General features: G+C 40.7%; 24 protein-coding genes. 23 read left to right on the plus strand and 1 reads right to left on the minus strand.

All coding sequences use genetic code 11. The annotated features are described in order from the left end of the window. Positions 1-36 precede the first annotated feature (36 nt). The 14 genes from Q0993_RS07055 (at position 37) to Q0993_RS07120 (ending at position 15,300) form a co-directional block, all read left to right on the plus strand. On the plus strand, positions 37-1,686 hold the full coding sequence (locus Q0993_RS07055; RefSeq protein ID WP_299531203.1) for an amidohydrolase family protein: 1,650 nt from the start codon (positions 37-39) through the stop codon (positions 1,684-1,686). A 115-nt stretch (positions 1,687-1,801) separates the two neighbouring features. After that, on the plus strand, positions 1,802-2,695 hold the full coding sequence (locus Q0993_RS07060) for an SMP-30/gluconolactonase/LRE family protein (protein WP_299531205.1): 894 nt from the start codon (positions 1,802-1,804) through the stop codon (positions 2,693-2,695). A gap of 165 nt (positions 2,696-2,860) precedes the next feature. Continuing rightward, on the plus strand, positions 2,861-3,463 hold the full coding sequence (locus Q0993_RS07065; RefSeq protein WP_299531208.1) for a hypothetical protein: 603 nt from the start codon (positions 2,861-2,863) through the stop codon (positions 3,461-3,463). 191 nt (positions 3,464-3,654) lie between these two features. After that, on the plus strand, positions 3,655-5,862 hold the full coding sequence (locus Q0993_RS07070; protein WP_299531210.1) for a S41 family peptidase: 2,208 nt from the start codon (positions 3,655-3,657) through the stop codon (positions 5,860-5,862). A 91-nt stretch (positions 5,863-5,953) separates the two neighbouring features. Then, positions 5,954-6,400, plus strand: coding sequence for a GNAT family N-acetyltransferase (locus tag Q0993_RS07075; RefSeq protein ID WP_299531213.1), 447 nt, complete (start codon positions 5,954-5,956; stop codon positions 6,398-6,400). Between the two features lie 249 nt (positions 6,401-6,649). After that, positions 6,650-7,234 (plus strand): hypothetical protein, encoded by a 585-nt coding sequence (locus Q0993_RS07080; protein WP_299531216.1) that lies wholly within the window; start codon positions 6,650-6,652, stop codon positions 7,232-7,234. Between the two features lie 49 nt (positions 7,235-7,283). Then, on the plus strand, positions 7,284-8,369 hold the full coding sequence (locus Q0993_RS07085) for a hypothetical protein (protein WP_299531218.1): 1,086 nt from the start codon (positions 7,284-7,286) through the stop codon (positions 8,367-8,369). Between the two features lie 103 nt (positions 8,370-8,472). Next, positions 8,473-9,285, plus strand: a complete 813-nt coding sequence (locus Q0993_RS07090) for a PhzF family phenazine biosynthesis protein (protein ID WP_299531220.1) — start codon at positions 8,473-8,475, stop codon at positions 9,283-9,285. A 409-nt stretch (positions 9,286-9,694) separates the two neighbouring features. Beyond that, positions 9,695-10,804 carry an alpha/beta hydrolase gene (locus tag Q0993_RS07095; RefSeq protein ID WP_299531222.1) on the plus strand — a complete coding sequence of 370 codons (1,110 nt, stop codon included), beginning with the start codon at positions 9,695-9,697 and terminating at the stop codon, positions 10,802-10,804. A 274-nt stretch (positions 10,805-11,078) separates the two neighbouring features. Continuing rightward, complete coding sequence (locus Q0993_RS07100) at positions 11,079-11,495, plus strand: hypothetical protein (RefSeq protein ID WP_299531225.1); 417 nt, start codon at positions 11,079-11,081, stop codon at positions 11,493-11,495. A 266-nt stretch (positions 11,496-11,761) separates the two neighbouring features. Continuing rightward, positions 11,762-13,282, plus strand: coding sequence for a sulfatase (locus tag Q0993_RS07105; RefSeq protein ID WP_299531227.1), 1,521 nt, complete (start codon positions 11,762-11,764; stop codon positions 13,280-13,282). Between the two features lie 162 nt (positions 13,283-13,444). Further along, positions 13,445-13,816 carry a hypothetical protein gene (locus Q0993_RS07110; RefSeq protein ID WP_299531229.1) on the plus strand — a complete coding sequence of 124 codons (372 nt, stop codon included), beginning with the start codon at positions 13,445-13,447 and terminating at the stop codon, positions 13,814-13,816. A gap of 96 nt (positions 13,817-13,912) precedes the next feature. Beyond that, a complete protein-coding gene (locus Q0993_RS07115) occupies positions 13,913-14,659 on the plus strand; it encodes a hypothetical protein (RefSeq protein WP_299531231.1) in 747 nt (248 codons plus the stop codon). A 14-nt stretch (positions 14,660-14,673) separates the two neighbouring features. Further along, on the plus strand, positions 14,674-15,300 hold the full coding sequence (locus tag Q0993_RS07120) for a LysE family translocator (protein ID WP_299531234.1): 627 nt from the start codon (positions 14,674-14,676) through the stop codon (positions 15,298-15,300). 84 nt (positions 15,301-15,384) lie between these two features. On the opposite strand, the gene Q0993_RS07125 is transcribed toward Q0993_RS07120, so the two are convergent. Then, positions 15,385-16,788, minus strand: coding sequence for a serine hydrolase (locus Q0993_RS07125; RefSeq protein ID WP_299531237.1), 1,404 nt, complete (start codon positions 16,786-16,788; stop codon positions 15,385-15,387). A gap of 224 nt (positions 16,789-17,012) precedes the next feature. Here Q0993_RS07125 and Q0993_RS07130 point away from each other — a divergent pair, with 224 nt between their 5' ends. The 9 genes from Q0993_RS07130 to Q0993_RS07170 all read left to right on the plus strand — a co-directional run bounded on the left by Q0993_RS07130 (position 17,013) and on the right by Q0993_RS07170 (position 25,146). After that, positions 17,013-17,846, plus strand: coding sequence for a sigma-70 family RNA polymerase sigma factor (locus Q0993_RS07130; RefSeq protein ID WP_299531238.1), 834 nt, complete (start codon positions 17,013-17,015; stop codon positions 17,844-17,846). Between the two features lie 85 nt (positions 17,847-17,931). Beyond that, positions 17,932-18,561 (plus strand): NAD(P)H-dependent oxidoreductase, encoded by a 630-nt coding sequence (locus Q0993_RS07135; protein ID WP_299531240.1) that lies wholly within the window; start codon positions 17,932-17,934, stop codon positions 18,559-18,561. Further along, positions 18,548-19,063 (plus strand): cupin domain-containing protein, encoded by a 516-nt coding sequence (locus tag Q0993_RS07140; RefSeq protein ID WP_299531242.1) that lies wholly within the window; start codon positions 18,548-18,550, stop codon positions 19,061-19,063. Before Q0993_RS07135 ends, Q0993_RS07140 begins: the two co-directional genes overlap by 14 nt. A gap of 228 nt (positions 19,064-19,291) precedes the next feature. After that, a complete protein-coding gene (locus Q0993_RS07145; RefSeq protein ID WP_299531244.1) occupies positions 19,292-19,831 on the plus strand; it encodes a DinB family protein in 540 nt (179 codons plus the stop codon). Positions 19,832-20,003: 172 nt separating this feature from the next. Further along, positions 20,004-21,299, plus strand: coding sequence for an agmatine/peptidylarginine deiminase (locus Q0993_RS07150; protein ID WP_299531246.1), 1,296 nt, complete (start codon positions 20,004-20,006; stop codon positions 21,297-21,299). A gap of 130 nt (positions 21,300-21,429) precedes the next feature. Next, positions 21,430-22,410, plus strand: coding sequence for a sugar phosphate isomerase/epimerase (locus Q0993_RS07155; protein ID WP_299531247.1), 981 nt, complete (start codon positions 21,430-21,432; stop codon positions 22,408-22,410). Positions 22,411-22,541: 131 nt separating this feature from the next. Continuing rightward, positions 22,542-23,711 carry a serine hydrolase gene (locus tag Q0993_RS07160; RefSeq protein ID WP_299531249.1) on the plus strand — a complete coding sequence of 390 codons (1,170 nt, stop codon included), beginning with the start codon at positions 22,542-22,544 and terminating at the stop codon, positions 23,709-23,711. A 242-nt stretch (positions 23,712-23,953) separates the two neighbouring features. Continuing rightward, positions 23,954-24,565: a GyrI-like domain-containing protein gene (locus Q0993_RS07165; protein WP_299531250.1), complete on the plus strand. Its 612-nt coding sequence runs from the start codon at positions 23,954-23,956 to the stop codon at positions 24,563-24,565. Positions 24,566-24,693: 128 nt separating this feature from the next. Next, positions 24,694-25,146 carry a DUF1569 domain-containing protein gene (locus Q0993_RS07170; RefSeq protein WP_299531252.1) on the plus strand — a complete coding sequence of 151 codons (453 nt, stop codon included), beginning with the start codon at positions 24,694-24,696 and terminating at the stop codon, positions 25,144-25,146. Positions 25,147-25,271 lie beyond the last annotated feature (125 nt).

Genomic DNA, 25,271 nt, shown 5'->3' on the forward strand with positions numbered 1-25,271 from the left:
GGTAAAACACCCTTCGTCAATCCAGAAATACGCTATATGAAACATTCCCGCCTCCCCTATTTCATTTTGATCAGCATGCTCTTTGTGGCCTGCAACACCCCGAAAACCTATGATGTCCTAATTAAAAATGGACAGATCTACGATGGTTCCGGCGAAAAATCCTTTACCGGGGATATTGCCATCAATGCCGATACCCTGGTCGCCATAGGCCAGCTCGAAAATGCAAAAGGGACTTTGGAAATGGATGCTACGGGATTGGCGGTGGCCCCGGGTTTTATCAATATGCTCAGTTGGGCCAATGTCTCCTTGATCGAGGACGGACGTTCACAAGGGGATATCCGGCAAGGGGTTACCTTAGAGATATTGGGCGAAGGTCATTCCATGGGGCCCCTGAACGATACCATGAAGCAAGAGATGAAAGCGGGCCAACAGGATATTACCTACGATATTCCCTGGACCACTTTAGGCGAATATCTGGAGTTTTTGGAGAAGAAAGGGGTATCCACCAACATCGCTTCCTTTGTGGGCAACGGTACCCTACGCCAATATGTAATGGGCTATGAAAATCGAGTGCCCACCGCATCCGAAATGGATACCATGAAATATCTGGCCAATCAGGCCATGGAAGAGGGGGCCGTAGGGCTCTCCACCGCCTTGATCTATGTACCCAGTGGCCATGCCCAGACTCCGGAAATTATTGAATTGGCCAAAGAAGTTGCCCAACACGATGGTATGTACATCTCCCATGTTCGCAGCGAGGAGGGTGATCTCTTGAACGCCGTACGGGAGTTGATCACCGTTTCCCGGGAGGCGCAAATTTCGGCTGAAATCTATCATTTTAAGGCCTCGGGCAATGCCAATTGGCATTTGTTGGACAGTGCCATACAACTGGTGGGGGATGCCCGTGCCGAAGGCCTGCCCATTACCACGGATATGTACATGTACAATGCCAGTTCCACAGGGCTCAACGTGGTACTCCCCGAATGGGCCAAGGAAGGTGGCCATACCGCCACCATGAAATTGATTGCACAACCCGCACAGCGTAAAAAGATGATGGCGGAAATCGATTTTCATGTACCGCCGGACAAGATTTTATTGGTCGGTTTTCGCAACAAAGCCCTCCGAAACCTTATCGGCAAGACCTTGGCCGAGGTAGCTGAAGAGCGACAAAAATCACCCAATGAAACTTTGGTAGATTTGATTTACGAGGATGATAGCCGTATTCAAGTGGTCTATTTTTCCATGTCCGAGGACAATATCAAGAAGAAGCTTGCCCTGCCCTATATGAGTATTTGCTCGGATGCCGGTTCCTATACCAATGAGGGCGTGTTTTTGGAACAAAGCACGCATCCCAGGGCTTACGGTTCCTTTGCCCGCTTGTTGGGACATTATGTTCGGGAGGAAAAGGTCATTCCGCTGGAAGAGGCCATTTACAAACTCACCACACTCCCGGCGACCAATTTAAAGATCAAAAAGCGTGGTGCGCTACAAACCGGGTTTTATGCCGATGTGGTGTTGTTCGATCCCGAGACGATAACGGATAATGCCACTTTTGCCCAACCCCATCAATATGCCACAGGTGTACAGCATGTATTTGTAAACGGCACCCAGGTGTTGCAGGACGGGAAACATACAGGAGCCTTTCCAGGACGGGTGGTCCGCGGCCCTGGGTGGACCGGTAACTAAATAAACTTAGATCCTCCCCTTGGCCAGGGGGAGGAGGCTTTCGACCTTGTCGAAAGAAGGAGGGGTCAAAAAATCAAATTTCTATTCGTACATTACCCTATCAAAATCAAATCCAATGAAAAAATACTACCTCACAATCCTCGCTCTTCTTGTTTTGATCACCTATAGCAAGGCCCAGGAAAATGACCTAATTGCAGATGGAGCCGAATTGACCTTGGTCGCTGAAGATTACGACTTTACCGAAGGCCCTGCCCTTGCCCCTAACGGCGATGTCTACTTTACGGACCAGCCCAACGATCGCATCCTAAAATGGGATGCCGCCAGCAATTCCGTGGAGACCTATTTGCAGCCTTCAGGCCGCTCCAATGGACTCTATTTTGACCATGACGGCAATCTGCTGTCCTGTGCCGATGAGAAGACGCAACTATGGCGCATCGATACCGAAAAAAATGTCACAGTCTTGGTAGAGGGTTTTGACGACAAAAAATTAAATGGCCCTAACGACCTTTGGGTAGATCCCAATGGCGGTATCTATTTTACCGATCCCTTTTACAAAAGACCTTGGTGGGAACACGAAGAACCGGAGCAGGCCGCCAAACGGGTATATTACCTTACCCCGGATATGGGAGAAGTACGCGTCGTAGCCGAAGACTATGTACAGCCCAATGGTATTATAGGCACGGCGGATGGCAAAACGCTCTATGTGGCGGATATTGGGGACAAAAAAACCTATTCCTATACCATGGCCGCGGACGGGAGCCTAAGCAACAAAAAACTCTTTGCCGAATTGGGTTCCGATGGGATGACCGTAGATAACCAGGGTAACGTATACCTGACCGGGGATGGGGTAACCGTTTTTGACCAAACCGGGCAGCAGATCCACCATATCCCGGTTCCTGAAAAATGGACGGCCAATGTCACTTTTGGCGGGCCCCAACAGGATATTTTGTTTATTACGGCCATGGACTCTGTCTATACCTTGGCGATGCAGGTCCATGGGGTACGCTAGAAACACGCTCTGCAAAGAATTTTATTTGTTTTGGAGGGACAATTTTAGGAGCGCCATTGGGATATCTATAGATTACACTTTCCATCGGTTTTATACCTATATGGGCGTATAAAGCTATATTTTATAGCCATATAAACAAGTTGTAGTGCATTTAAAAAAACTTGATTGAAAAGAAAAAAACTTCTTCTTGCCACAATTATTTTTTTCCTACTAATAAACACGACTTACTTCTGGATTGGAGAAACTGGAATTTTAGCGATGTTTATTTTCATTCTACTATTTGTTTCCTTTCTAATATTGGCGGTCGTACTGATTGGACAGGTATACTTTTTAATCAAAGAGGAGTTCAAGGACGGGAACAGAATCTGGACAGTTGGGATTTTATTTTTTGTTTTGGGTTCAGCAGCTTTTTTTCCGACTGGAATTATGGATTTTGAAAAATTGGAAAGCGAAAGTCTTTTAGTTGCGGAAAGAGAGGGAACAGCAAATTGTACGACAACTTTAAAACTAAAGAAGAATAAAAAATTCATTGAGGAAAATATTTGCTTCGGGATTTCTGAGACCAAAGGAACTTACAGAATAGTTAACGATACAATCTATTTTGAAAATGTTTCTTTGGGCCCGCACGAAAGCGAATTTTATGAATTTGCGACTATTACCAAAGAAAAAGACTTTGGAAACTACTCTGGCGAAATTTTGAGATTTCGGAATAGTTCTGACACAACAGGTGTTGCATTATGGATTTTAAAAAATGAATTAAAAAAATAAAAACGCACTACAACACGGTGTATAATTAATTGCGGGCGAAATTTTCAAAAGGAAATTCCTGCAATCAATTATCTTTAGTCTCAGGCGGACATTTTCCGTTTTGGCCAGCGCGCCACTCGCCCGCTGCTAACGCAGACGGCGTGCAACTAATCATACACGAACCGTTGTGTACAAGTTTGAAAATGAAATCAATGAAAAAGATACTAATCGCATTATTGACTATTATCTCTTTGAATTGTCAAGGACAAGAAACCGAAAAATTCAATCTTGGATTTGAAAACCAAAAAGACGAAAAATCAATTTCCGATGGATGGTTCAAATGGGGGAGCTATGAATTAACCATAGATGAAAATGCTCATTCGGGGAAAAAATCGGGAAAAATCACTTCCGATTCAACAGGAAATTCCTTTGGTAGCATTGCGTACAAAATACCAGCTAATTATGAAGGCAAGACAATAAAACTTGAGGGTTTTATGAAAACCAAAAATGTTAAATACGGATTTGCAGGTTTGTTGTTACGAGTTGACGGAAATGGTAACTCTTTGGCATTTGACAATATGCAAAATCAAAATATTACGGGAACAAAAGATTGGCAGAAATACACTATAACACTTAATTATCCCGAGGGAGCTGAGAATATCTACATAGCGGGAATCTTATCGGGCAAAGGAGAAGCTTGGTTTGATGATTTTGTTTTATCAATTGATGGTAAGAGTGTTCAAACCCTAAAAGAAATCGAAAAACAATTGTTAAAAGCACAACTTGATAAAGAATTTGATAATGGGTCTTTGATTGAGCTATCTAACTTTAATACCGAAAATATAGAAAACCTTGAATTATTAGGTAGAGTTTGGGGGTTTCTTAAATATCATCATCCTGAAATTGCAGAAGGGAACTACAATTGGGACTATGAGCTTTTTAGATTTTTACCAAAATACATTAAGGCAGGAAACACTATCGAAAGAAATAAACATCTTGTGAATTGGATTGACTCATTTGGTCAAGTAGAAGAATGTGCAAAATGTCAGCCGACAGATAAAGATGCCATTCTAAAACCCGATATGAAATGGATTAACAATCAAAGTGCTGATTTGAAAAACAAATTGCTCTACGTTTATAAGAACCGTTCACAAGGTAAGCACTATTACATTGAAATGACGGCTAATGTAGGGAATCCTAAATTTAAAAATGAAAATCCCTATTCAAATATGCCTTACCCAGATGATGGTTTTAGACTGCTATCGCTTTATCGTTATTGGAATATGATAAACTACTTTTTCCCATACAAACACTTAATGGATAAAGATTGGAATAACAAACTGAAAGAATACATCCCTCAATTTATCAATACAAAAGATGAATTGGAATATGAATTGGCTGCAATTCAAATAATTGGAGATTTACAGGATACTCACGCCAACCTTTGGGGTGGAGCGGATAAAATTGATGAATGGAAAGGTTCAAAATATCCACCAATCCACCTACGTTTTATTGAAAATAAATTAGTTGTAACCGATTATTATAACGCGGAATTTAAAAACGAAATTGGATTAAAAATTGGCGATGTAATCACCAAAATAAATGGAAATTCTATCGACCAAATCGTTAAGGAAAAATCTAAATATTATCCTGCTTCAAACAAACCGACGAGACTAAGGGATATTTCGGCAGACCTCTTACGCTCAAACTCGGAAAGTATTGAAATTGAGTTTGTTTCAGAAGATTCTAATCCTCAAACAAAGACACTTAAACTATTTCCAAAAGACAGTCTTGACATTTATCGTTGGTATAAAAAAAGTGATGACAAATCCTTTAAAATGTTGAATAACAACATAGGTTATGTTACACTTCAAACAATTAAAGAAGAGGATATTGCCCAAATAAAAAAAGATTTTAAGGACACAGAAGGAATTATCATTGATATTCGTAATTATCCTTCAACTTTTGTTCCCTTTAGTTTGGGCTCTTATTTTGTATCCTCATCGACACCCTTTGTGAAGTTTACAAACGGAAATGTTGATAATCCCGGTGAGTTTATATTTACAAGCAATTTAGAAATACCAAGTCAAGGTAAAACTTATAAAGGAAAGTTGATTGTTTTAGTGAACGAACTATCCCAAAGTCAAGCAGAATATACATCAATGGCGTTCAGAGCAGGTGATAATACAACAATTATAGGAAGTACAACAGCAGGAGCAGACGGAAACGTATCGGCTATTATGCTTCCTGGTGGATTAAGAACAATGATTTCAGGTATTGGAGTAAATTATCCAAACGGACAAGAAACTCAACGAATAGGAATAGTTCCAGACATTAAAGTTAAGCCAACAATTGAGGGTATCAGAAAAGGAAAAGACGAACTGCTCGAAAAGGCGATTGAAGTAATTTTAAAAGAATAAAAACCCGCATACAACATAGTGTAAAGTGCATACCCTTCGGGATACGTACTTGACACATGACCGTTAGCGGCAATTTTGACCGAAGATTTCAATGAAAAAAGTATCACTACAAAAAAACGAGTTCTATATTTCTACGGATAAGTCGAAATTAGACATCGATGCCATTCATGATTTTTTATCAACTAAAGCATATTGGTGTTTACATATTCCGAAAGAAAAAGTTGAAATTTCAATAGAAAATTCCTTCTGTTTTGGTCTTTATGAGACTAACAAACAAATTGGTTTTGCACGAATTATCACAGATTTTTCGACAATAGCGTATTTAGGGGATGTGTACATTTTAGAGGAATACAGAGGAAAAGGTCTTTCAAAATGGCTGATGGAAACTATAATGAATTTCCCTGAACTTCAAGGCTTAAGACGTTGGATTTTACTTACTGGAGATGCTCATGAACTATATCGAAAATACGGTTGGACGGACTTAGCGGATTCGAGCAAATGGATGGAACTCCATAATAAAAATGTGTATTCCAATTAATTAGGGTTGGTCTATATTATCGGTTGGATACTTCAGTAGTGAAAAATTAGGGCACTCCTAAATAAAAACTACCGCTAAACATGGCTATAAGCAATTGCCGCCCTCCTACCTTAAAATTTTTATTTAAATTCAATATCAAAAGAATAGGCCCTGCAATACATTCAACAGTGTCTTCCTTTCATCCCTATAGGTATCGGGAGGAGTCGACGGAGGTAGTAATCACAACCTAGGCCGTTTTAGGTAATACATATGAATATATTTGAAACATCCTATAAACCCTTGGACTTTAAGTCAAAGTTCGGAACTCCTTTAAAGATATATTCAACGACTTTCTCAAAAGATTTGTTTACGATATTTGTGTTTTCAATTCTCTCGCTAGTTCTAGGCATATTGACATTCTATTACTCAAACTTCGAGGAAACGGGTAAAGTTTGGATAGCACCTTTGTTAGTAACCATTGGATTTACCATTCCTGCATATATTTATTTGGGAAACCGCTTTAGATATATTGCATTATTTGAAAAGGGTTTAGTAATTAAAAAAAGGTTTCGAGTATATGAAATCTTTTACCGAGATATTGAGGAGATTAAACTTGTGAATGCCTTACCTTACAAAAACCTGCTTAAGTCAAAAACAGATAAGGAGTACGCTTTTGACGCCTATCTTAAGAATAGTGACATAATAAGTTTTGGTATAAGCGAGAGAATATTTAAAGCAATATCTTATCCAAGAATTTATTCTGGAGTTAGAGTTATTGACATCAAAGATTTTGTAGAAAGAACTAATCTGAAAATCAAAAATACTACACACAACATTGGTTATATTTCATCCTGAGTTCTTTGGACGAAATCATAGCCGGGACGGTTTTAGGTAATTGGGGTATATGAATAACATTTTTTCTGTTCTCGTTCTTCTTGTTTTTTCATCGTTCTTAAATGCCCAAGAATTAAGGAATGTCAGCCCAATTGACATCAATACTAAATTCCGAATTAAACTAATAAAGAAAGGGGCATCTGATTTTTCTTATGAAATTGTTTCCAAGGTTGCCTTCAATGACCAATTGAATTCTGGTAAAGCCCCGTCTATTCTTGATGACTCTCTAGAGGTCAATGAAATTCAAGGAATCTTCGCAGTCGGAAAATTTGGCACCAAAAAGAGCACCTTACTTGTTTTGAAAAGCGGAAGTAAAGCTCCCTTACAGTATAACCTATTTATTGACCTAAAGGGGAGAAATAAATTCAAAAAGACATCAACTCTGCCGCTAAACTCCCAATATCCAAGTATTGAAGTTTGGCAAGACTATATTCATGCTATTAAGTTCTCAAACTTCAAACAGATTGCAATTAGGCGGACGGAGCCTCAAATGGAATTAGACACAACATGTTATAGCACTTTAAATATTAATCAGGGGAACATCCTTTTGTATGATCAATTAACTTTTCTATCGGAGTTAATTAGTAATCAAGAAGAGTCAGCAGTAGATAAAATTAAAAAGTATGAGGATTCTATAAATTCAATTTCAGCATCCTCGTGGGGTTGGGGAGATCAACTTAATATTGTTGACAACAACGGCCGAAAAATTGGAGAACATGTTAATCGAAAAAAAATTAAGGACATATTGGTATTCAAACTAACCGAGTGTCCTTATCTAAGCAGGGAAGTAGGTTATTTTTTTTCAAAAAAAGATAGAAAATTAAAATTTGTTGTCTTTAAATGGCGCCAAAGACGGGTTAGTGGATGGCGATCCAAAGATTACAAAAACATCGGCGATGATTATAGATATAAATATGACTTTCTAAACAAATATTTAAACCTAACACTGGGCCCACCTACTAGTAGTTTAAAGGAGGAAAATATAAGGTATAAAAATAAATGGTTGTCAAATAAACACTTGAGTGCTGAATCAAACTTGTATATCGATAAATACTCACGAACTTTAAGACTCAAAATCTATTTATCGGATAAATAAAACTACCCACAACAATGGTTATAATTCATCCCGATTCCAATACTTGGGTGGGACAAAATCATAGTCGAGACCATTAGCACCGATTAGAAGCGAGCAACATAAAATGAAAGAAATAGAAACCTATATAGTTGATTCATTTACAGACCAACCTTTTCGAGGAAATCCAGCAGGGGTCTGTATATTAAAGGATGAACTGTCCGATTCGGAAATGCTTTCAATCGCAAAAGAATTGGGATTATCAGAAACGGCATTTATTGGAGAAGTTAATGGGAATAATGAATATCCGATAAGATTCTTTTCACCAGTAATGGAAATACCCTTATGTGGACACGCCACTCTTGCTTCATCAAAAGTTCTTTTTGAAAAAAATGGACAAAATGCAATCAATTTTGTGAACATTCAGAATTTGAGATTGCCTATTGAATGTAATGAGGAATTCATAAAAATGGGATTTCCAATTTATGAGACAATGCCTAAAGAAGTACCATTTAAACTACTTAAAGCACTTGGAATTGAAAAAGTGAACAATAGCGTGTATAATGCTGAAACCAGCATATTGTTGCTTGAAATAAAAAGTGCGGAATTATTGAAAAATCTATCGCCTGATTTTGATACCCTAAAAAAATCACATAACGAGATTAATGGAGTTCTTGTAACTGCGCTGTCCACAAAGGCAGAATATGATTTTGAGTCAAGATATTTTTGGCCTTGGAGCGGAACCAATGAAGATCCGGTAACAGGAGGAACACATACCTTTTTGGCAAAGTATTGGGGAAAGAAATTGAATAAGTCAAAAATGAATTCTTTCCAATGTTCGCAAAGAACTGGATTTATGGAAGTTGAGTTATTGGATGAGAAGAATATGACCATAAAAAGTAAAGCTCAAATTGTTCTGAAAGGAAAGTTGAAAATTTAACTGGAGCTAACACGACGTCTATGCAAAAGCGGTTCAAGGTATAAAACGAAAGTCTAACTATTAAATAAAGGTCAGTGCAAATCCTCCAGCGGGCAGATAGTTTGTAGAAATCCGCTACTACGCATACATGAGACCGTTATGCGCAATTCTATTTGCTGCCGCCAGGAATCATAGAAGATACACCCACCGCAAATTTTTGATGAACAAAACCTCATTGATTGTTAAAAAAGCTCTCTTTTTTCAAGTATATCTTTATGCATCAATTGTAGTAAAATAGTTGCCTATTTGAATTTGGATGACTTTACCAAATTGTACGAAACAGTGATTAGACGGCATCTCACTATTTTTCAAAAACCTGTAACATTTTGTCTTCACATTCGTCTTGGGTTCATAACATATAAGGTAACCCATGAATGTAAAATTTAGGTCGCTAATTGGTATTTTGTTTCTAAGCTTGTTTTCTTGGTTTTCAGGTCAAGCTCAAATAAAAGAAAAAGTATTTCTTCACGAGTCTTGCCAACCTAAGAGCCATATAAAATCCGAATTAAACGAAGCACAGTATGTGCTTATCGGGGGTGTACCACAGTGGGTTACAATAAAAGGTAAGGATTGTTCGAACCCTATAGTCTTGATGGTGCATGGAGGTCCGGGAAATCCTTTGAGTATGTATCACGATAGTCTTTTCCAAGATTTCGAAGAAAACTTTACTATTGTTCACTGGGATCAGAGAGGTTCGGGAAGAACATATCTAGCGCAATTTGAGGCAGAAGAGCTCACTTTAGATATGATTACCAACAACAATTTGAGTGTAGATCTTCTGGTAAAGGATGGTCTTGAAGTAAGTGATTACATTAGAAATAGATTGGGTCAAGAAAAAATAATCATTTCGGGCGCATCGTGGGGATCGTTCTTAGCTACAAAAATGGTACATGCGGCGCCGAATACATTTCACTTTTATGTTGGGCTGTCCCAACTTGTTAATGGGAGTAAAAATTATACTAAGAGTTATCAAAAAGTGAAAACGATCGCTGTGGAGCGAGGTGATAAAGCTGCTCTAGATATTTTAAATAAAATGGGGCCACCAAGTTGGAGCCATCCATCCAGCTTTGGTAAGTTGCGGAGGATCATAAGGCGGTATGAAAGCGAGACAGCAAGTAATCCCGTGCAATGGAAGGTTTCAAAAGAGTATCTTTCTGAATTTTCAGACTCTAGATATTCTATGTTTTCAGAAGAATTTTCATTTCTAAAATTTATAGGATTGAATGGTGATGGAATGATAAATGATGTAGCCTTGGATGCATGTTGTATTAATTTGAAGATACCCATATATATCATACAAGGTGATAAAGATTTATTAACGGTGCCGGAAGTCACAAAAGAATTTTTTGAAGAAATCGTGGCGTCGGACAAAGAATACATACAAATAGAGAATTCGGGCCACGATGCAAACATGGACATGCTGGGTATGCAGTTAGATATGCTCAAGGCTGGTGCCGCAAAATATATCAAGAAAGAGTAATGGTTTTTCAATTGTTGGAAGACTAATACCACGTATCCGAAATCTTCTATTTCTTGATGTTGGGGTTCCGAATAAGATTATCAAATAGATAGGGTCTCGGTTTGTACGCGTTTGTACAACGATTCATAGCCATGTGTTATACGCAATGGCGGAAAATATAGTAATTTTCCAAGGTCATGAATCGCATCAATCCAATCCCAGTTTGACAGCGAATAGTCAACAAATCAGGAACAATACATGCACTAAACGTTGTATGTCATCGTAAAGAAACTAAATGAAAAGAATTGTTTTGATTTTAGCGCCATTAATGCTAGGGTGGAATATTTGTTTGACAGCCCAAAATATAAATTTGGGAGAATCTGAACTCAAATCCGTGCTCTGTCAACAATGGGGAATTGATTTTGCAATGCTGGGCGAAATGAAAATAAAACAAATACCCGGAGCTACTGATTTTGATTTCAAATTCAAATCTGATGGGACTTATGACATTATAGAGGAAACTGGAAAAACAAAAACTGGGAATTGGACATTTTATGCTAAAGACAAATACGTGGAATTGGAAATCAATGGAACAATAACTTCAAGAATTGAATCAATAAGCGCGAATAAATTGATTCTAATTATGACACCTGATGATAGCGGCCCTTCCGGAATGCCAAAAGTGGAAACCCACTTTAAGCCTATTAAATAATAAACCACACAACAAGGGCTATAATTCATTGCTCCACTAGCTAGTTAATACAACCGACTTTTCCTACATTTATATCTGGATAAAAACAGAAAATGATTCCGCCCTACGGCTAACCACAACGGAATCATAGCCGGGACCGTTGTAGTTAGTTTAATGTAAGTACCAAGTATTTCATATATATGAACAGATGCAATTTATTTGTACTATCCCTTGCTTTACTCCTAGGTTGCAAACAAAACCCTTCCGAGCACAAAAGGCCCAATATTTTGTTTGCAATCAGTGACGACCAGTCGTTTCAACACACCAGTTTTGGCGGTTGTAATTATGTAAGCACCCCCGCTTTTGACAGAATAGCACGCGAAGGTATTTATTTTTCAAATTGCTATGCCGGTTCTCCGGGTTGTGCCCCCTCTAGGAGTAGTATTGTAACGGGGCGCTACCACTGGCAAAATGAGCAATCGGGTCAACATGCTTCCTCTTGGATGAAAAAGTATGTGCCCTTTGTTGATTTACTCGAAAGTAATGGGTATGCTACCGGCAGAACAGGGAAGGGTGTCACACCTTTTTACTATGCAAAAAGTGAAAAAGACTCGTTATGGCGAAAGGGCGACGCGGCCGGGAAATCGTATAGCCACATTTCCTATGACAATGCCAATGATGAACGTTTTGCTAAGGGCATCCGGAACCTGAATTACTTTGAAAATTTTAAGTTCTTTATGGATAGTATACGGCAGGACAAACCTTTTTTCTTTTGGTATGGGGCATCCGAACCTCATCGTCATTACGAGAAAGGCTCTTGGAAACGTATGGGCAAGGAATTGGATGACGTTGAAGTAGTTCCGGGCTTCCTCCCCAACACCGATGAAATCCGTGGTGACCTACTTGATTATGCCGTAGAGATCGAGTGGTTTGATCTTCACCTAAAGCGCATGCTGAATCATCTGGATAGTATTGGCGAGTTGGACAACACCATTGTAATGGTCACTTCGGATAATGGTATGCCTTTTCCACGTGCCAAAGCCAATTGTTTTGAGTACGGGACCCATGTTCCATTTGCCGTACGTTACCCAAAAGGATTTCCCGGAGGAAGGGTCGTAGATGACCCTGTGAGTTTTATAGATATCGCACCAACACTCCTTGAACTTACCGGTACCGATACGGCGGGGATGTTGCCCATCTCCGGCAGAAGCATCCTAAATATCCTTCAAAGTAGAAAACAAGGCGTTGTAGCCGAAACCAGGGAATTTGTACTGGCGGGTCGGGAAAGGCACTCGAGTTCCCGCTACTTAAACTGGGGGTACCCGCAAAGGATGATTCGAAGCAAAGACTTTATTTACATTTGGAACATCACCCCGGAACGTTGGCCCGCAGGTGCACCACAACGTTTTCACCCCAATGATTCAACCCAATTGCTTCCCGTTTATGGCCTGGATGAAAATGGAAAATACATTGATCAAGGCGCTTTTACGGATATTGACGATTGCCCTTCAAAAACCTATATCATTGAAAATTATACCGACCCTGAAATTTCAAGATATTTTGAGCTTGCCCATGGCAAAAGACCGGAGTTTGAATTATACAATGTGACGGACGATCCCTATTGTTTACACAATTTGGCAGACCATAAAGATTACACAGCATTGGAAACCCATTTAAGGGAGAAACTCATTGCGGAGTTAAAAACAACGCATGACCCCCGGGTCGTAGGGCCTGATACGGAAATATTTGATAGCTATAAAAGATATTCCAAGATTAGAAAATTTCCAAAACCAGAACACATGGAGTAAAGTAAATGTCACCAAATCCAACCTTTTGTATACGCAATGGCAGGAAAAATCCGTAAAATCTGCCATGTCCCGTACATTTTAGCGTTGGCAACAACCCTAATAATCTTAGGCAACTATTTTGACAGATTTCACGTCTATCCCAATAGATACTAAATCAGTCAAATGGCTACATTGAAAATCACCCGAATATCAACTATCCTCGGTTGCGCACTTTTAGTAATCATGGCCCTTTTTCACGGAAGTGGAATCAACTATATAAGCGACCTAATGCAACAATCCGACGCTGAACCATTTCTAAAGGAAATTTTTCCCGTTTTATTTGCACACCCCTCCCTTCAACTTTTTGGACTTGCAGGCTTAGGAATAGTAACGCTTTTCATGAAGCAAGAAATTGGGAAAATACTATGCTTTATTGCCATTATGGTATGTGTCGATTCCCTGTTGGCTTTCTCTTTAGGTGCCATTATACCTGGAATCTTATTGATCATCGCTTCCCTTCTTTTTGTACTGGGCGCAATTAAACACCTAAGATAAAGACTCGTAGCCAACATGGCCTTAATTTACCGGATCAATAAGCGGGCAAGTAGCCTTAATTCGTTAACTTAAAGCCCATAAACCGGTAATGGCTGGATGGCAAAGGTTGGAAATCCAACAATTTCCTCAGGCTGCCTTCCTCTCCCCACTCTTGATAGTTATCGGGAGGAGTTGTCGGAGGCAAGACAAATCATAGCCGAGATGGTTGTCAGTAATTTTAACATGTCACCAGAATACCAAAAATTAAATGAGGAATTAGGAGAGTTAGGGATACCAAATCACGAGTTTGGTAGTTTCACTGGAGTTCCAATTGATTCTCTGGTTAACAGTAAGATTTCCTCAAAACCTTACGTTGATGTTCTTTTGAAATACTTGCCAAAAGTTGAGTACAGGGAAAAGGACATGATTGTAAGGGCACTCTCTGAAAAAGGAATAAAAAGAGCAGCTCCGTATCTAACCCAAATGTTTCGGGAATCGGATAATTATTCTGAATCATTCCTTTGGTCAGTGGGAAATGCCCTCTGTGAAATTGATGATAAAGAATCGTACCCTGAAATCATTAAAATTTGCAATAACCCTTCACTTGGAATTTCAAGACAAATGCTTTTTCTAAAAACTCTTCCTAAAATTAAAACCGTAGAAGCCTACGAAGTTCTTTTGGAAGGGCTGATGGACAAGAGTGTTAGAGGACATGCGCTGGATGGACTTGGAAAACTGGGAAATACCGCAGCGATCGATATAATTGAAAAAATTAAGGTTGAAAAAGGCAAATACGAATTCAAGGCGAAGGAAAGGGCCTTGAAAAAACTTAAAAGGAAAAACAGCAGGCAACATGGCGTATAACTAATCGAATGATCATGGAAGTAACACTATGGTTATCCTTTGTAGGAACGGTACTAATTTTGGCCATAACACCGGGACCCAGTGTTCTATTGGCAACCGCAAATAGCATGAAATATGGCAAAGGAAAAACCGTTGGGACCATTGCCGGCGATCTGACCGCTAATCTCTGCCAGATCATTTTGGCGGCAATAGGATTGGCCACTATCGTGATTTCCTCCGGGGCATTGTTTCAATGGATCAAATGGTGTGGCGTGGCCTATCTGATATATATGGGAATAACCAAAATCATATCCAAGCCCCAAATAGATTTATCCACGAACAAAAGCAAAGAAAGTAGTTTTTCGAAATTGTTCATCGAAGGGTTTTTAATGTCGGCCGCAAACCCAAAGGCGATTGTCTTTTTTGCCGCACTTTTCCCGTTATTCCTAAATGAAGCAAATCCGTTGGTTCCACAAATGGTAATTCTTGCCATTACTTTTTTACTTATCGATGGCCTCTCATTATTTGCCTATGCGACCTTTGCCGAAAAGCTAAAATCATATCTTGAAAATCAGGAAAAAGTCCACTTGCAAAATAAAATCGTGGGTGGATTATTGATTGTAAGTGGAGTGCTATTGTCCATGGTACGCAGGGCGAATTAGTAAACCGTAAACTAAGAGACTACGATTCACGCCGCTGTTTAACATATTGGACTTTGTTCAGCAGGGATTAGCATACTGTCCGACCTAGTTGTTATTAAGGGTAATCTTTTTTGTCCCCATAAAGTCGTCAAATTTCAAGTTCGAAAATTGTCCCGTACTATCCGGTACAAATTCCAACCGTGACCAAAATTGCCGATTGATAAACTTAACAATTTTACCGTCTTCCCCCAACACGGGTATCATGGGGGCACCATCGGAAAGTAACATCCCGTCTTCAAAACTAATGGTTACCGTTCCATTGGGGTTATAAAAATTTTCATCAAACTGGAAGGTCCCCAACAATTTTTGGGCAAGGTCATGTTTTACATAGGTGGGGCTCACCAAGTTTAAGGGCTCATAGGGTTCCCCAAAAACGATAGAGGCAATCTTCGGCACATTAAAATAAGGTACATGGATATGAATATTGGATAGCATGATTACCGTTAAACCCTCTTCGGGATACACGGCAAAATAACTGGAAAATCCCGGGGATCCCCCACTCCGGGAATAACGGACATGATCTCCTTGAGGTGCATTGGATAGGCCATAACCCAAACTTGTTCCATAATAGGAGCTCGTCATTTTTTTCCAGGAATCGGCAGACAATACCCTATTGTGCATCATAGCCCGGGCAAACTTTTCCAGGTCCTCGGCATTGGAGTAAATGGACGCATGGCCGATTTTTGTGGACCAATGTATCACTCTGGCCCGTTCCAATTCCGTGACCCCTTGTTGTTTATAACCGAGAGTCAAATCAGGAACGTCCGTATAGCTCATAGCATAGGCATAGTGTCCCGTATGCGACATGCCCAGGGGCTTAAAAACGTGGTCATTTAGATACGTTCCAAAGGATTCCCCGGATACCATTTCAATGACTTTGGCCAAGAGTATAAAGGAAGAGCCTGAATGCCTATATTTTTCTCCGGGCTCCGCTATAGGTTTCAATTCTTTTATATACTCTACCAATACATCCAGGGTATGCGGCGATTCGATCAATTGATCATAGGTGCCATCCGCTTGGGACACAAACCGGGGTAGACCCGATCTTTCCGTAAGTAAATGATGGATTGTTATCCTATCCCCATTGGGAAATCCCGGCATGAACTTGGTGAGCGTATCCTCCAACGATACTTTTCCTGATTCCACAAGTTGTAGTATGGCGGTAGCAGTAAACATGGCGGAAACCGATCCTATAAAAAATTGGGAGGCTTTGGTGTTTTTGATTTGATTTTCCCTATCCGCATACCCATACGATTGGGATAAGATGATGTCCCCATTTTTTTTAACGAGAACGGTGCCACTGAAATTATTGGATTCGGCAAGGGGACGGATCAATGCGTCAATTTTATGGGCCAGGTCCTTACTAGGGTTGTTTGCAGCGAAACGGGAATCCTGACCACAGGCTAATAGACCGAGAATTGAAAATAGGCATAGTATGCGTTTTTTCATAATTAGTGCTTTGGTGGTGTACTATTAGGGACGGGTAAACTTTACATTTGTGGCAAAAACGCCCCGAGTCCCATAGAATCCGAAAATCCGTTACAGGAACCAAATAAGCTGAGGATAGACCATGTTATGGGAGACTCAAAAAGGCAAATCGCAATTTTTTCATTCCAAATGTCACGTTTTCATTGCCTACCTTGTCATACCCTTGGAACGTTAAAAATATAGACGTGAAAAATCATCAAAACACCTTATTTCCATATGCCTACAACATTTTGGGTACCGTAGAGGACGCCAAGGATGCCATTCAGGACGTACTGACCAAGTACCAATCTATGAATACAGCACATATCGAAAATGAAATGGGTTATTTGACCAAGTCCGTCATAAACCGGTCCATAAACATCAAAAAAAGGAAAGCCAAGATTACGGCCGACAAGGTTTGGCTTCCGGAACCCATATCCACAGAAAAAGCCGATGACAATCTTATCGGGGAAGAAATATTATCCTATTCCCTATTGGTGCTATTCGAAAAACTGACGACCCAAGAACGGGCGGTCTTTATCCTCAAGGAGGCCTTTGATTATTCCCATAGGGAAATTGCGGAAACTATCGGCATTTCCATTGAAAACTCCAGAAAGCTGTTGAGCAGGGGAAAGCTAAAATTAGCCATACATAAAACAACCGGTCCTAGAAATTATTCCGTCATTCCCGCGGCTGATATGGAAAATTATATCCATGCCATAAAAACCGGGGATGTAAAACACTTGGGCGAAATGCTCTCCGAAGATGTGGCCTTAAGTGCGGATGGTGGAGCGGACATCAAAGTGATACGGGAAGTGACCACGGGAAAAATGGCTACTTCCAACCTGTTGTTCTATGTATTCCAAACCTATCAAAAATCCCTGTCCATTGAAATATCCGAAGTAAACCACCAACCTGCTTTGTTATTTTACGAGGGTGACTCCTTGATCAATTGTCAAGTCTTCGAGTTTGAGAACAACAAAATACGCAATATCTACGCGGTCATCGACCCTAATAAATTGAAAAGGTTTTTTCGGTAAATCCGTCACGTTTCTTCCCACTTCCTGGTCATACTATTGCCTATAAAATACCGATAGGTGAAACAGGCACTAAAAATTTAAACGTATGAAACGATTATTGCGAATCGATTGTAGTTCACGGATCACAGGGTCGCACTCCAGAACCTTGGCCGATTATTTTGAGAAAGAATGGAAGCTCAGAAATCCTAATGGAACACTTATATATCGGGATTTGGCAAAACAGCAACTGCCCCACATCCAAAACAACACCATAGAGGGCTTTTACACCCCCTTGGAGTATATGACTCCGGAAAGCAAAAAGGCTACGGCCTTGTCGGACGAATTGATCAAGGAGCTGAAATCCGCAGATGATATCTTGATCAGTAGTCCTTTGTACAATTTAAATATTCCCTCGAATCTTAAGGCCTATCTAGATCAAGTAGTACGGGTTGGACATACCTTCAACATCAATGAGAAGGGGTATTATGGCTTGTTGGAGGATAAATCGGCCTATTTGGCAACCGCCAAAGGCGGCCAGTACAAAGGGACCTTCATGGAGGAGTACGATTTTCAGGAGCCTTATCTCAGAGCCATTTTAGAACATATGGGCATTAAGGTCCGAGGACTATTTTCCCTTGAAGGTACAAGTGAAGCTAACACATTGGAACAAAATAAACGTGACGTACAATCCAATATCGATGAATTATTCAAAAAACAAAACAATGAAAGCAATTAAAGCAAATTACTTTGTAGATCAATTGGAGGACAATGCCTCCATAATTGAGCCCAACGGAGGGGAAACCCTAGAATTAAATACCATTGCAATAACCTTTAAGGTCACCAGTGAAATGTCCGGCGATCAATTGGGGGTTTACGAGATTACACTTCCCCCGATGTGTATCGGTGCAAAATTGCACTATCACCGGTTTATGGACGAGACCTTTATCGTAAACCAGGGTATACTAACCTTAGAGGTAGCCGATAAGGTGCATGAGGCCGAACCGGGAAGTGTGGTCTATGTACCGCGATTTACACCCCATGGATTTAGGAACGACACCGATGAAATAGTAAAATTGACCTTGATTTTCAACCCATCGCAAAAACGGGAAGGCTTTTTTAGGGGTCTTTATGAAACATTGAACGAAGTCCCCATAGATCCCGAAAAATACCTACAACTCTATAACAAATACGATAGCTTTCCAGTCGACACCTCCAATATGATTCCGATACGGGAATAAGAATGGAAAGTGAATGGTACCGGGGATTTCAGTTGGGTTTAAGTCTCCGGTACCTTATATAGCCCAAGTTGATTTTGGAAGGGTAGTGTTGAAAATATTTTGATTGTATGCTACATTTTTTGTAGTATTGCTACTTAATTTGTATCAAAACTAAAAACGATTCCCACATTCCCCGGTGGACGTGTAGGAGATCCGGCTAAAACTAAAAGTACTTCCAAATCACTCCGTATGGAAACATTACAAAAACCAAAACCCTCCGAATATCCCTCGTACTCTTCCATTTATATGGACCTGTTGAATGACGAAAAAAACATTTTAGACCAACTATGGGACAACTTTTTGGATGTAAAACAATTTATGTATGGTCTTCCCAATGAAAAATTGACGTATCGCTATGCCCCGGGCAAATGGACCATTAAAGAGATCCTGGTTCATAATATTGATGATGAGCGCATCTTTTCCTGCAGGGCCATGCGCTTTGCACGAAATGATTCTACCCCCCTACCAGGGTTTGAACAGGATGACTATGCGAAATATTCCAAGGCCAATGAAAGAAGTCTGGATAGTATTTTTGAGGAATACGAAGCCGTACGGAAAAGTACGATACTACTTTTTAAATACCTCCCCGAGGATAGTCTTATGCGAAAAGGTTCGGGAATCGATACCGACGGCAGTATTGTCAACGAACGGACGGTAAGGGCATTTGCCTACCATATTGCAGGTCACGAATTAAGGCATCTGAACATCATCAAAGAGCGGTATTTGTAAAGCAGGCCCAGAAAGCCGTGAGAACCTTATCTTTTCTATCCGTACTTTAGGTATCATTGGTGAATTCAGCGCAAAAAGTTATCTTGGAACCGTAATCGACAGAGATTTTTCCCGGTCATTTTGTTCGCGGCGTTATAGCTATGAATTCACAAGGTATCATAAAGTCCGAAAAGTGAAGATTCCGATAGTATCCATACTCATCCCGACCCTACTGTTTTGGGGGTGTAATGCATCCTTGGACAAAAAACCGGAGCCGTTGAAGGTAACCCGGCAAATGGGCGAATTTGAAACCATAGATGCGCTTTGGCTTATTTGGCCGACCACGGACCATAAGGAGGGGGAATCCGTGGAAAAGGTAACCTTGGCCATTATCGATGCCCTGATCAGCGACCTAAACCTTGTCATAAGTTGTTCCGATGATCAAATTCTTGAAAAGGCAAAATCCACCTTGGGCCAAAAATATCCGAATCTGAAGAATTTGATTTTTCATGTAATTCCCTCGGTGGAGTTATGGGCAAGGGACATGGGACCCGTTTTTGTGGAAATGGAAAATGGAAAACATGCTATAGCCGACTTTAATTTCAACTCTTGGGGCTATTCGGACACCCTAGATCAAAGTTCCCAAATTGAGGAGCAATATGATGAAAAGGCAGCGGAACTATTGGATCTTCCCATCATCTCGAGTACCATGATCAGTGAAGGCGGGAACCGTGAGCTCAATGGAAAAGGGACGTTGGTGGTGACGGAAACCGTGGAGCAGGGACGTAATCCAGGGATGTCCAAAACAGCCATGGAAGCCGAGTATCAAAGATTGCTGGGTGTTACCAAAACCATTTGGCTCAAAAAGGGACTCTTGGAGGATAGCCACACTTTTTTAGGGCCCTTATCCATCTCAGATGGGAAGAAGGCCTATACCGTGGTTACCACCAATGGCCATGTGGATGAATTTGCACGCTTTGTAAACCATTCCACCCTTCTTTTGGCCCAAATTGACAGTACTGAATTAGAAGATCCTATGGCCCGGGAAAACCACAGGCGTTTGGAAGAGAACTTTGAAATTCTTTCGAACAGTTCCGATCAAGACGGGAATCCACTAAAAATAGTACGATTACCCCTGCCGCAAACCATTTTGACCACTTTAGATCCCGGAGATTATGTCTATGACTATATTAAAACCTTGGACTATCAGGATGGAAGCCAATTTCCTGATGGAGATACCATTACCGTTGTGGCTCCAGCAAGTTATCTCAATTTTATCATTACCAATTCCGTAGTCCTTGGTCAGAAATATTGGCGAGAGGGTATGTCCGAAAAATTAAAGCGGCAGGATGCCGAGGCCAAAAGAATACTGCAAACCGTATTTCCCGAAAAAAAAGTCGTGATGCTGGATGCACTGGCCGTAAATTTGGGAGGAGGTGGATTGCATTGTATAAGCATGCATCAACCCAAATTACGTGTCAATCCCTAGCAAATACCCAGATCGTGTTCTACAAAAAGAATGGCGTGCACTGACTTTTTTGTATCTTTTCGGGCACGAAGCTTATGAGTGATTGACATCCCAATCCACATTTTTAAGACATCCGATAAAACCATACTTAATGAAACACAAAATATCGAGAAGAAAGGCCATTGCCACTGGCCTTACAGGTTCCTTGGCGGCAATAGGGGGCTATGCCTTTGCGGCCAATTCCAAGGCTACACCATTCACTTTTGCGCCAAAGGCAAAGAAAAAGTTACCCTTTCGAATCAGTTTAAACACCTCTACCCTATTGCATTACGAGCTGGATGTAGCCATGCAAATAGATCTCGTGGCCGATGCCGGTTTTGATGGTATAGAACTATGGATGCGAAATATAAAGACCTATTTGAAAAACGGGGGAAACACGGCCGACCTAAAGCATAAATTGCAGGATCGAGGACTGGTTCTGGAGAATATTATCGGATTTTCAAAATGGTGCAGCGACGATGCCGAGGAACGAAAAAAAGCACTAGATCAACTGCGCGAAGAAATGCATATTACGGCAGGCCTGGGCGGGGCTTATATTGCCGCTCCGGTACAAGGGATAACCTCCCTGGATAGTACAAAATACGATGCCTATGCTGAACGCTATGCCGCTATTCTACAACTGGGCGATGAAACGGGGGTAACCCCCATTATGGAACTCTGGGGTATGGGGGCCTTACACAAGGTAGCGGACTGTGCCCAAATCGCTATCGCCTCGGGACACCCTAAAGCCACCATATTGCTGGATTTTTATCATGTATATCGGGGTGGGAACGACTGGGACACCGTTGATATTCTCAATGGGAAGAAATTACCTGTAATACACATGAACGATTATCCCGCTACACCCGCCTATGATCAACTTAAGGATTCAGATCGGGTATTGCCAGGAGAAGGTATCTGCCCTTTTGATTCGGTGATTCCTAAACTGTACGATGCGGGTTTTAGGGGCGGATTTTCAGTAGAACTGTTCAACCAAGGCTATTGGGAAACCATGGATGCGAAGACACTATTGCAACAGAGCTATGAAAAAACCTACTATGTGGTGGAAAAAGCACTTGGGGACCTCATCTGACCCTACGAGATTTCCGGTTTGGGAACTGCCCTGGTCATCCCTAAAGAAGGAATCCTGCTAAGAATGTGAATCACAGCAAATCGCCAAGGTATTCAGGTAGGTAAACACTCCACCCATAATCAGTAAGGAAAATGAAAAAAGTTGTCGGTATTGTACTGCTTTGTCTTACCATGTTGGTAATGGTAGCGTGGGCCATAAATCCGCAATTATTTAAGATAGTATGGTATCAAAAACCGGAGGTAGACACCTACAAAAGCTTTCCTACTAGAGCAATGAGCCCAAGCCCAAGCCCTTTACGTTTTACCGTGGACACTTCAAAAGGAAACAAATTGGATTCGGTGATGGTCAAAAATTGGGAAAACCAATATGTTCCATTTTCGGAATATTTTGAAAAAGGTGATTTACTCGCTTTTTTGGTTATCAAAAACGATACCCTGGTTTATGAAAAATACGGGGAAAACTACAATAGAGAGACGGTATCCAATACCTTCTCCATTGGAAAGACCATGATTTCAATTTTAACAGGAAAGGCCATTGACCTGGGATATATCAAGGATACCGAACAAAGGGTCATTAACTACCTGCCCGAACTTAAGGACGTTCCAAACTTTGACGAGATTACGATTCTAGATCTCTTGAATATGAAATCCGGTTTACAATTCAAACGGGCCGGAAAAGGTATTATTTCCGATCTTTTTTGTGATGAAGCGCGGTTCTACTATACCAACGACCTAAAAAATGATTTGGTAAAGGTTAAGGCCGATACCCTACCGGGGACAAGGTGGAAATATAGCAATCTAGACCCTTTGTTTTTAACGTGGGTCTTGGAAAGAGCCGCGAAAACCAAGGTTTCCCAATTGTTTGAGCGTGAAATCTGGAAGCCCATCGGGGCCGAATATGGAGGAAGTTGGGGTGTGGACCAAAAAGACGGTCTCGAAAACTCCCCGAGCAGTTTTCAATGTACGGCCATAGATCTGGCCAAGATAGGAAGGTTATACCTCAACAAGGGGGTTCGGGATACGGTTCAAGTTTTATCTTTGGATTGGATTGAGAAAAGTACCCACATTACTATGGAAAATAGGGGGAACACCGAAAAAGGTTGGCAAAAAGCAACACATCAATACTATTGGTGGCTGCCCCAGGAAAATTATGAAGGGGATTATTCGGCCGAAGGTCTTAGGGGTCAACGTCTTTATATAAATCCTAAGGAAAATATCATAATCGTTCAATTTGCCAAACGGGGATATGGAGGTTACCCTTACCGGGCTATAGCCCAGCATTTTTCTGGTGATAGTGACTAAAAAGGAAAAGTAATACGGAACACCGCTTGGGATTACTACTGAGGGCATAGAAAGGGAGAGAAAACGACATCCAGGGATGTTCAGCAAATACGCTGAAGGTATTACCGAAGAGCAATGCCAAATCGTTAATTCCGCAAGAAAGGACAAAAAGTAGTGGGATTCAGCTTTCCTGGACTTCTACTTTTTAAATACATTTATGCAGCACTAAAGGATGTTACCTTATGAAGCATGAATGGAGAAAAATGGAAAAGAAGACTTATGTGCCCAAGGAGAATCCGGAAATAGTGGAAATTCCGGAATTCAGGTTCCTAACCATCGAGGGTGAGGGCAGCCCACAAAATAAAGTCTTTGCTGAATATATTACCGTACTCTATTCCGTTTCCTACGCCATAAAAATGAACCTGAAAAAGGAAAGTAAGCCACCTAGTAGGTATTTCGATTATACAGTCTATCCGCTGGAGGGTATTTGGGATATTACGGCTGAGGCGAAAACAACATTTACAGGAAAAATTGACAAAAACGACCTGGTCTTTAAATTAATGATCCGGCAACCGGACTTTGTAAGCGATGCCTATTTTAAGGAAATGTTGGAACAGACCCAAAAAAGAAAACCACACCCTTTTTTGGAGCAACTTAAATTTGAGCCGATAACGGATGGAAAATGTATTCAAATGATGCATATAGGAAGTTATGATGACGAACCTCGGAGTTTTAAGACCATGGAAGATTTTGCCGAGAAAGAAAATCTCTCAAGAATATCCAAGGAGCATAGGGAAATCTATCTAAGCGATTTTAGAAAGGTAGCACCGGAAAAATTGAAGACCGTTTTGCGATTTAGAGTGGAACCCAAATAAATCCAAAGATGTGTATGGACCGCTATTTAATTAGAATAACACCATAAGAGACCAACGGGAAATTAATCTTTCCTCGTTCAATCCTCTTTTTTAGTACTTTAGAAACTTCAATCAAAAAAAGGATGTCCATGAAAAATATCTTTGATGAAAATGATGTAAAGGAAATCAAGACACGCATCAACGCCCTAAGTCCGGAAACCCAAAGCCTTTGGGGAAAAATGAGTGTTGCCCAAATGTTGGCCCATGTAAATGTGGCCTATGAATTGGTTTATACGGATAAGCATCCCAAGCCTAAAGGGTTTCAGAAATTTATGATCAAATTATTCGCTAAAAATGTGGTCGTTGGTCCCAAACCGTATAAAAAAAATATCCGTACAGCGCCTGCTTTTCTCATCGAAGGGGAAAGGGATTTTGAAAAAGAAAAGAAACGGCTGCTCGACCATTTGGACAAGACCCTGCAATTGGGGGCCTCACATTTTCATAATAAGGAATCCCATGCTTTTGGACCTTTGACCGAAAAGGAGTGGAACACTTTGTTTTCCAAACATTTGGACCACCATTTACAACAGTTCGGGGTCTAGATTCCGTTATACTAAAAGCGAACATCCGGGTAGAGCATAAAGCTGTAGTTCCACGTACGCCGCCCGTCATATGGCGTTGATCAAAGACCTCGGGTAAATACCACATACAAAAAAACGCCCTATTG

Origin of the sequence: Ulvibacterium sp. (assembly GCF_028285715.1) — a bacterium.
Taxonomy (GTDB): Bacteria; Bacteroidota; Bacteroidia; order Flavobacteriales; family Flavobacteriaceae; genus Ulvibacterium.

What these genes read in the sequence shown, in the direction of transcription:
- Q0993_RS07055 (WP_299531203.1), top strand. Translation starts at nt 37, where the DNA reads ATGAAACATTCCCGCCTCCCCTATTTCATTTTGATCAGCATGCTCTTT.
- Q0993_RS07060 (WP_299531205.1), top strand. Translation starts at nt 1,802, where the DNA reads ATGAAAAAATACTACCTCACAATCCTCGCTCTTCTTGTTTTGATCACC.
- Q0993_RS07070 (WP_299531210.1), top strand. Translation starts at nt 3,655, where the DNA reads ATGAAAAAGATACTAATCGCATTATTGACTATTATCTCTTTGAATTGT.
- Q0993_RS07075 (WP_299531213.1), top strand. Translation starts at nt 5,954, where the DNA reads ATGAAAAAAGTATCACTACAAAAAAACGAGTTCTATATTTCTACGGAT.
- Q0993_RS07080 (WP_299531216.1), top strand. Translation starts at nt 6,650, where the DNA reads ATGAATATATTTGAAACATCCTATAAACCCTTGGACTTTAAGTCAAAG.
- Q0993_RS07085 (WP_299531218.1), top strand. Translation starts at nt 7,284, where the DNA reads ATGAATAACATTTTTTCTGTTCTCGTTCTTCTTGTTTTTTCATCGTTC.
- Q0993_RS07090 (WP_299531220.1), top strand. Translation starts at nt 8,473, where the DNA reads ATGAAAGAAATAGAAACCTATATAGTTGATTCATTTACAGACCAACCT.
- Q0993_RS07095 (WP_299531222.1), top strand. Translation starts at nt 9,695, where the DNA reads ATGAATGTAAAATTTAGGTCGCTAATTGGTATTTTGTTTCTAAGCTTG.
- Q0993_RS07100 (WP_299531225.1), top strand. Translation starts at nt 11,079, where the DNA reads ATGAAAAGAATTGTTTTGATTTTAGCGCCATTAATGCTAGGGTGGAAT.
- Q0993_RS07110 (WP_299531229.1), top strand. Translation starts at nt 13,445, where the DNA reads ATGGCTACATTGAAAATCACCCGAATATCAACTATCCTCGGTTGCGCA.
- Q0993_RS07115 (WP_299531231.1), top strand. Translation starts at nt 13,913, where the DNA reads ATGGCAAAGGTTGGAAATCCAACAATTTCCTCAGGCTGCCTTCCTCTC.
- Q0993_RS07120 (WP_299531234.1), top strand. Translation starts at nt 14,674, where the DNA reads ATGGAAGTAACACTATGGTTATCCTTTGTAGGAACGGTACTAATTTTG.
- Q0993_RS07125 (WP_299531237.1), bottom strand. Translation starts at nt 16,788, where the DNA reads ATGAAAAAACGCATACTATGCCTATTTTCAATTCTCGGTCTATTAGCC.
- Q0993_RS07135 (WP_299531240.1), top strand. Translation starts at nt 17,932, where the DNA reads ATGAAACGATTATTGCGAATCGATTGTAGTTCACGGATCACAGGGTCG.
- Q0993_RS07140 (WP_299531242.1), top strand. Translation starts at nt 18,548, where the DNA reads ATGAAAGCAATTAAAGCAAATTACTTTGTAGATCAATTGGAGGACAAT.
- Q0993_RS07145 (WP_299531244.1), top strand. Translation starts at nt 19,292, where the DNA reads ATGGAAACATTACAAAAACCAAAACCCTCCGAATATCCCTCGTACTCT.
- Q0993_RS07155 (WP_299531247.1), top strand. Translation starts at nt 21,430, where the DNA reads ATGAAACACAAAATATCGAGAAGAAAGGCCATTGCCACTGGCCTTACA.
- Q0993_RS07160 (WP_299531249.1), top strand. Translation starts at nt 22,542, where the DNA reads ATGAAAAAAGTTGTCGGTATTGTACTGCTTTGTCTTACCATGTTGGTA.
- Q0993_RS07165 (WP_299531250.1), top strand. Translation starts at nt 23,954, where the DNA reads ATGGAAAAGAAGACTTATGTGCCCAAGGAGAATCCGGAAATAGTGGAA.
- Q0993_RS07170 (WP_299531252.1), top strand. Translation starts at nt 24,694, where the DNA reads ATGAAAAATATCTTTGATGAAAATGATGTAAAGGAAATCAAGACACGC.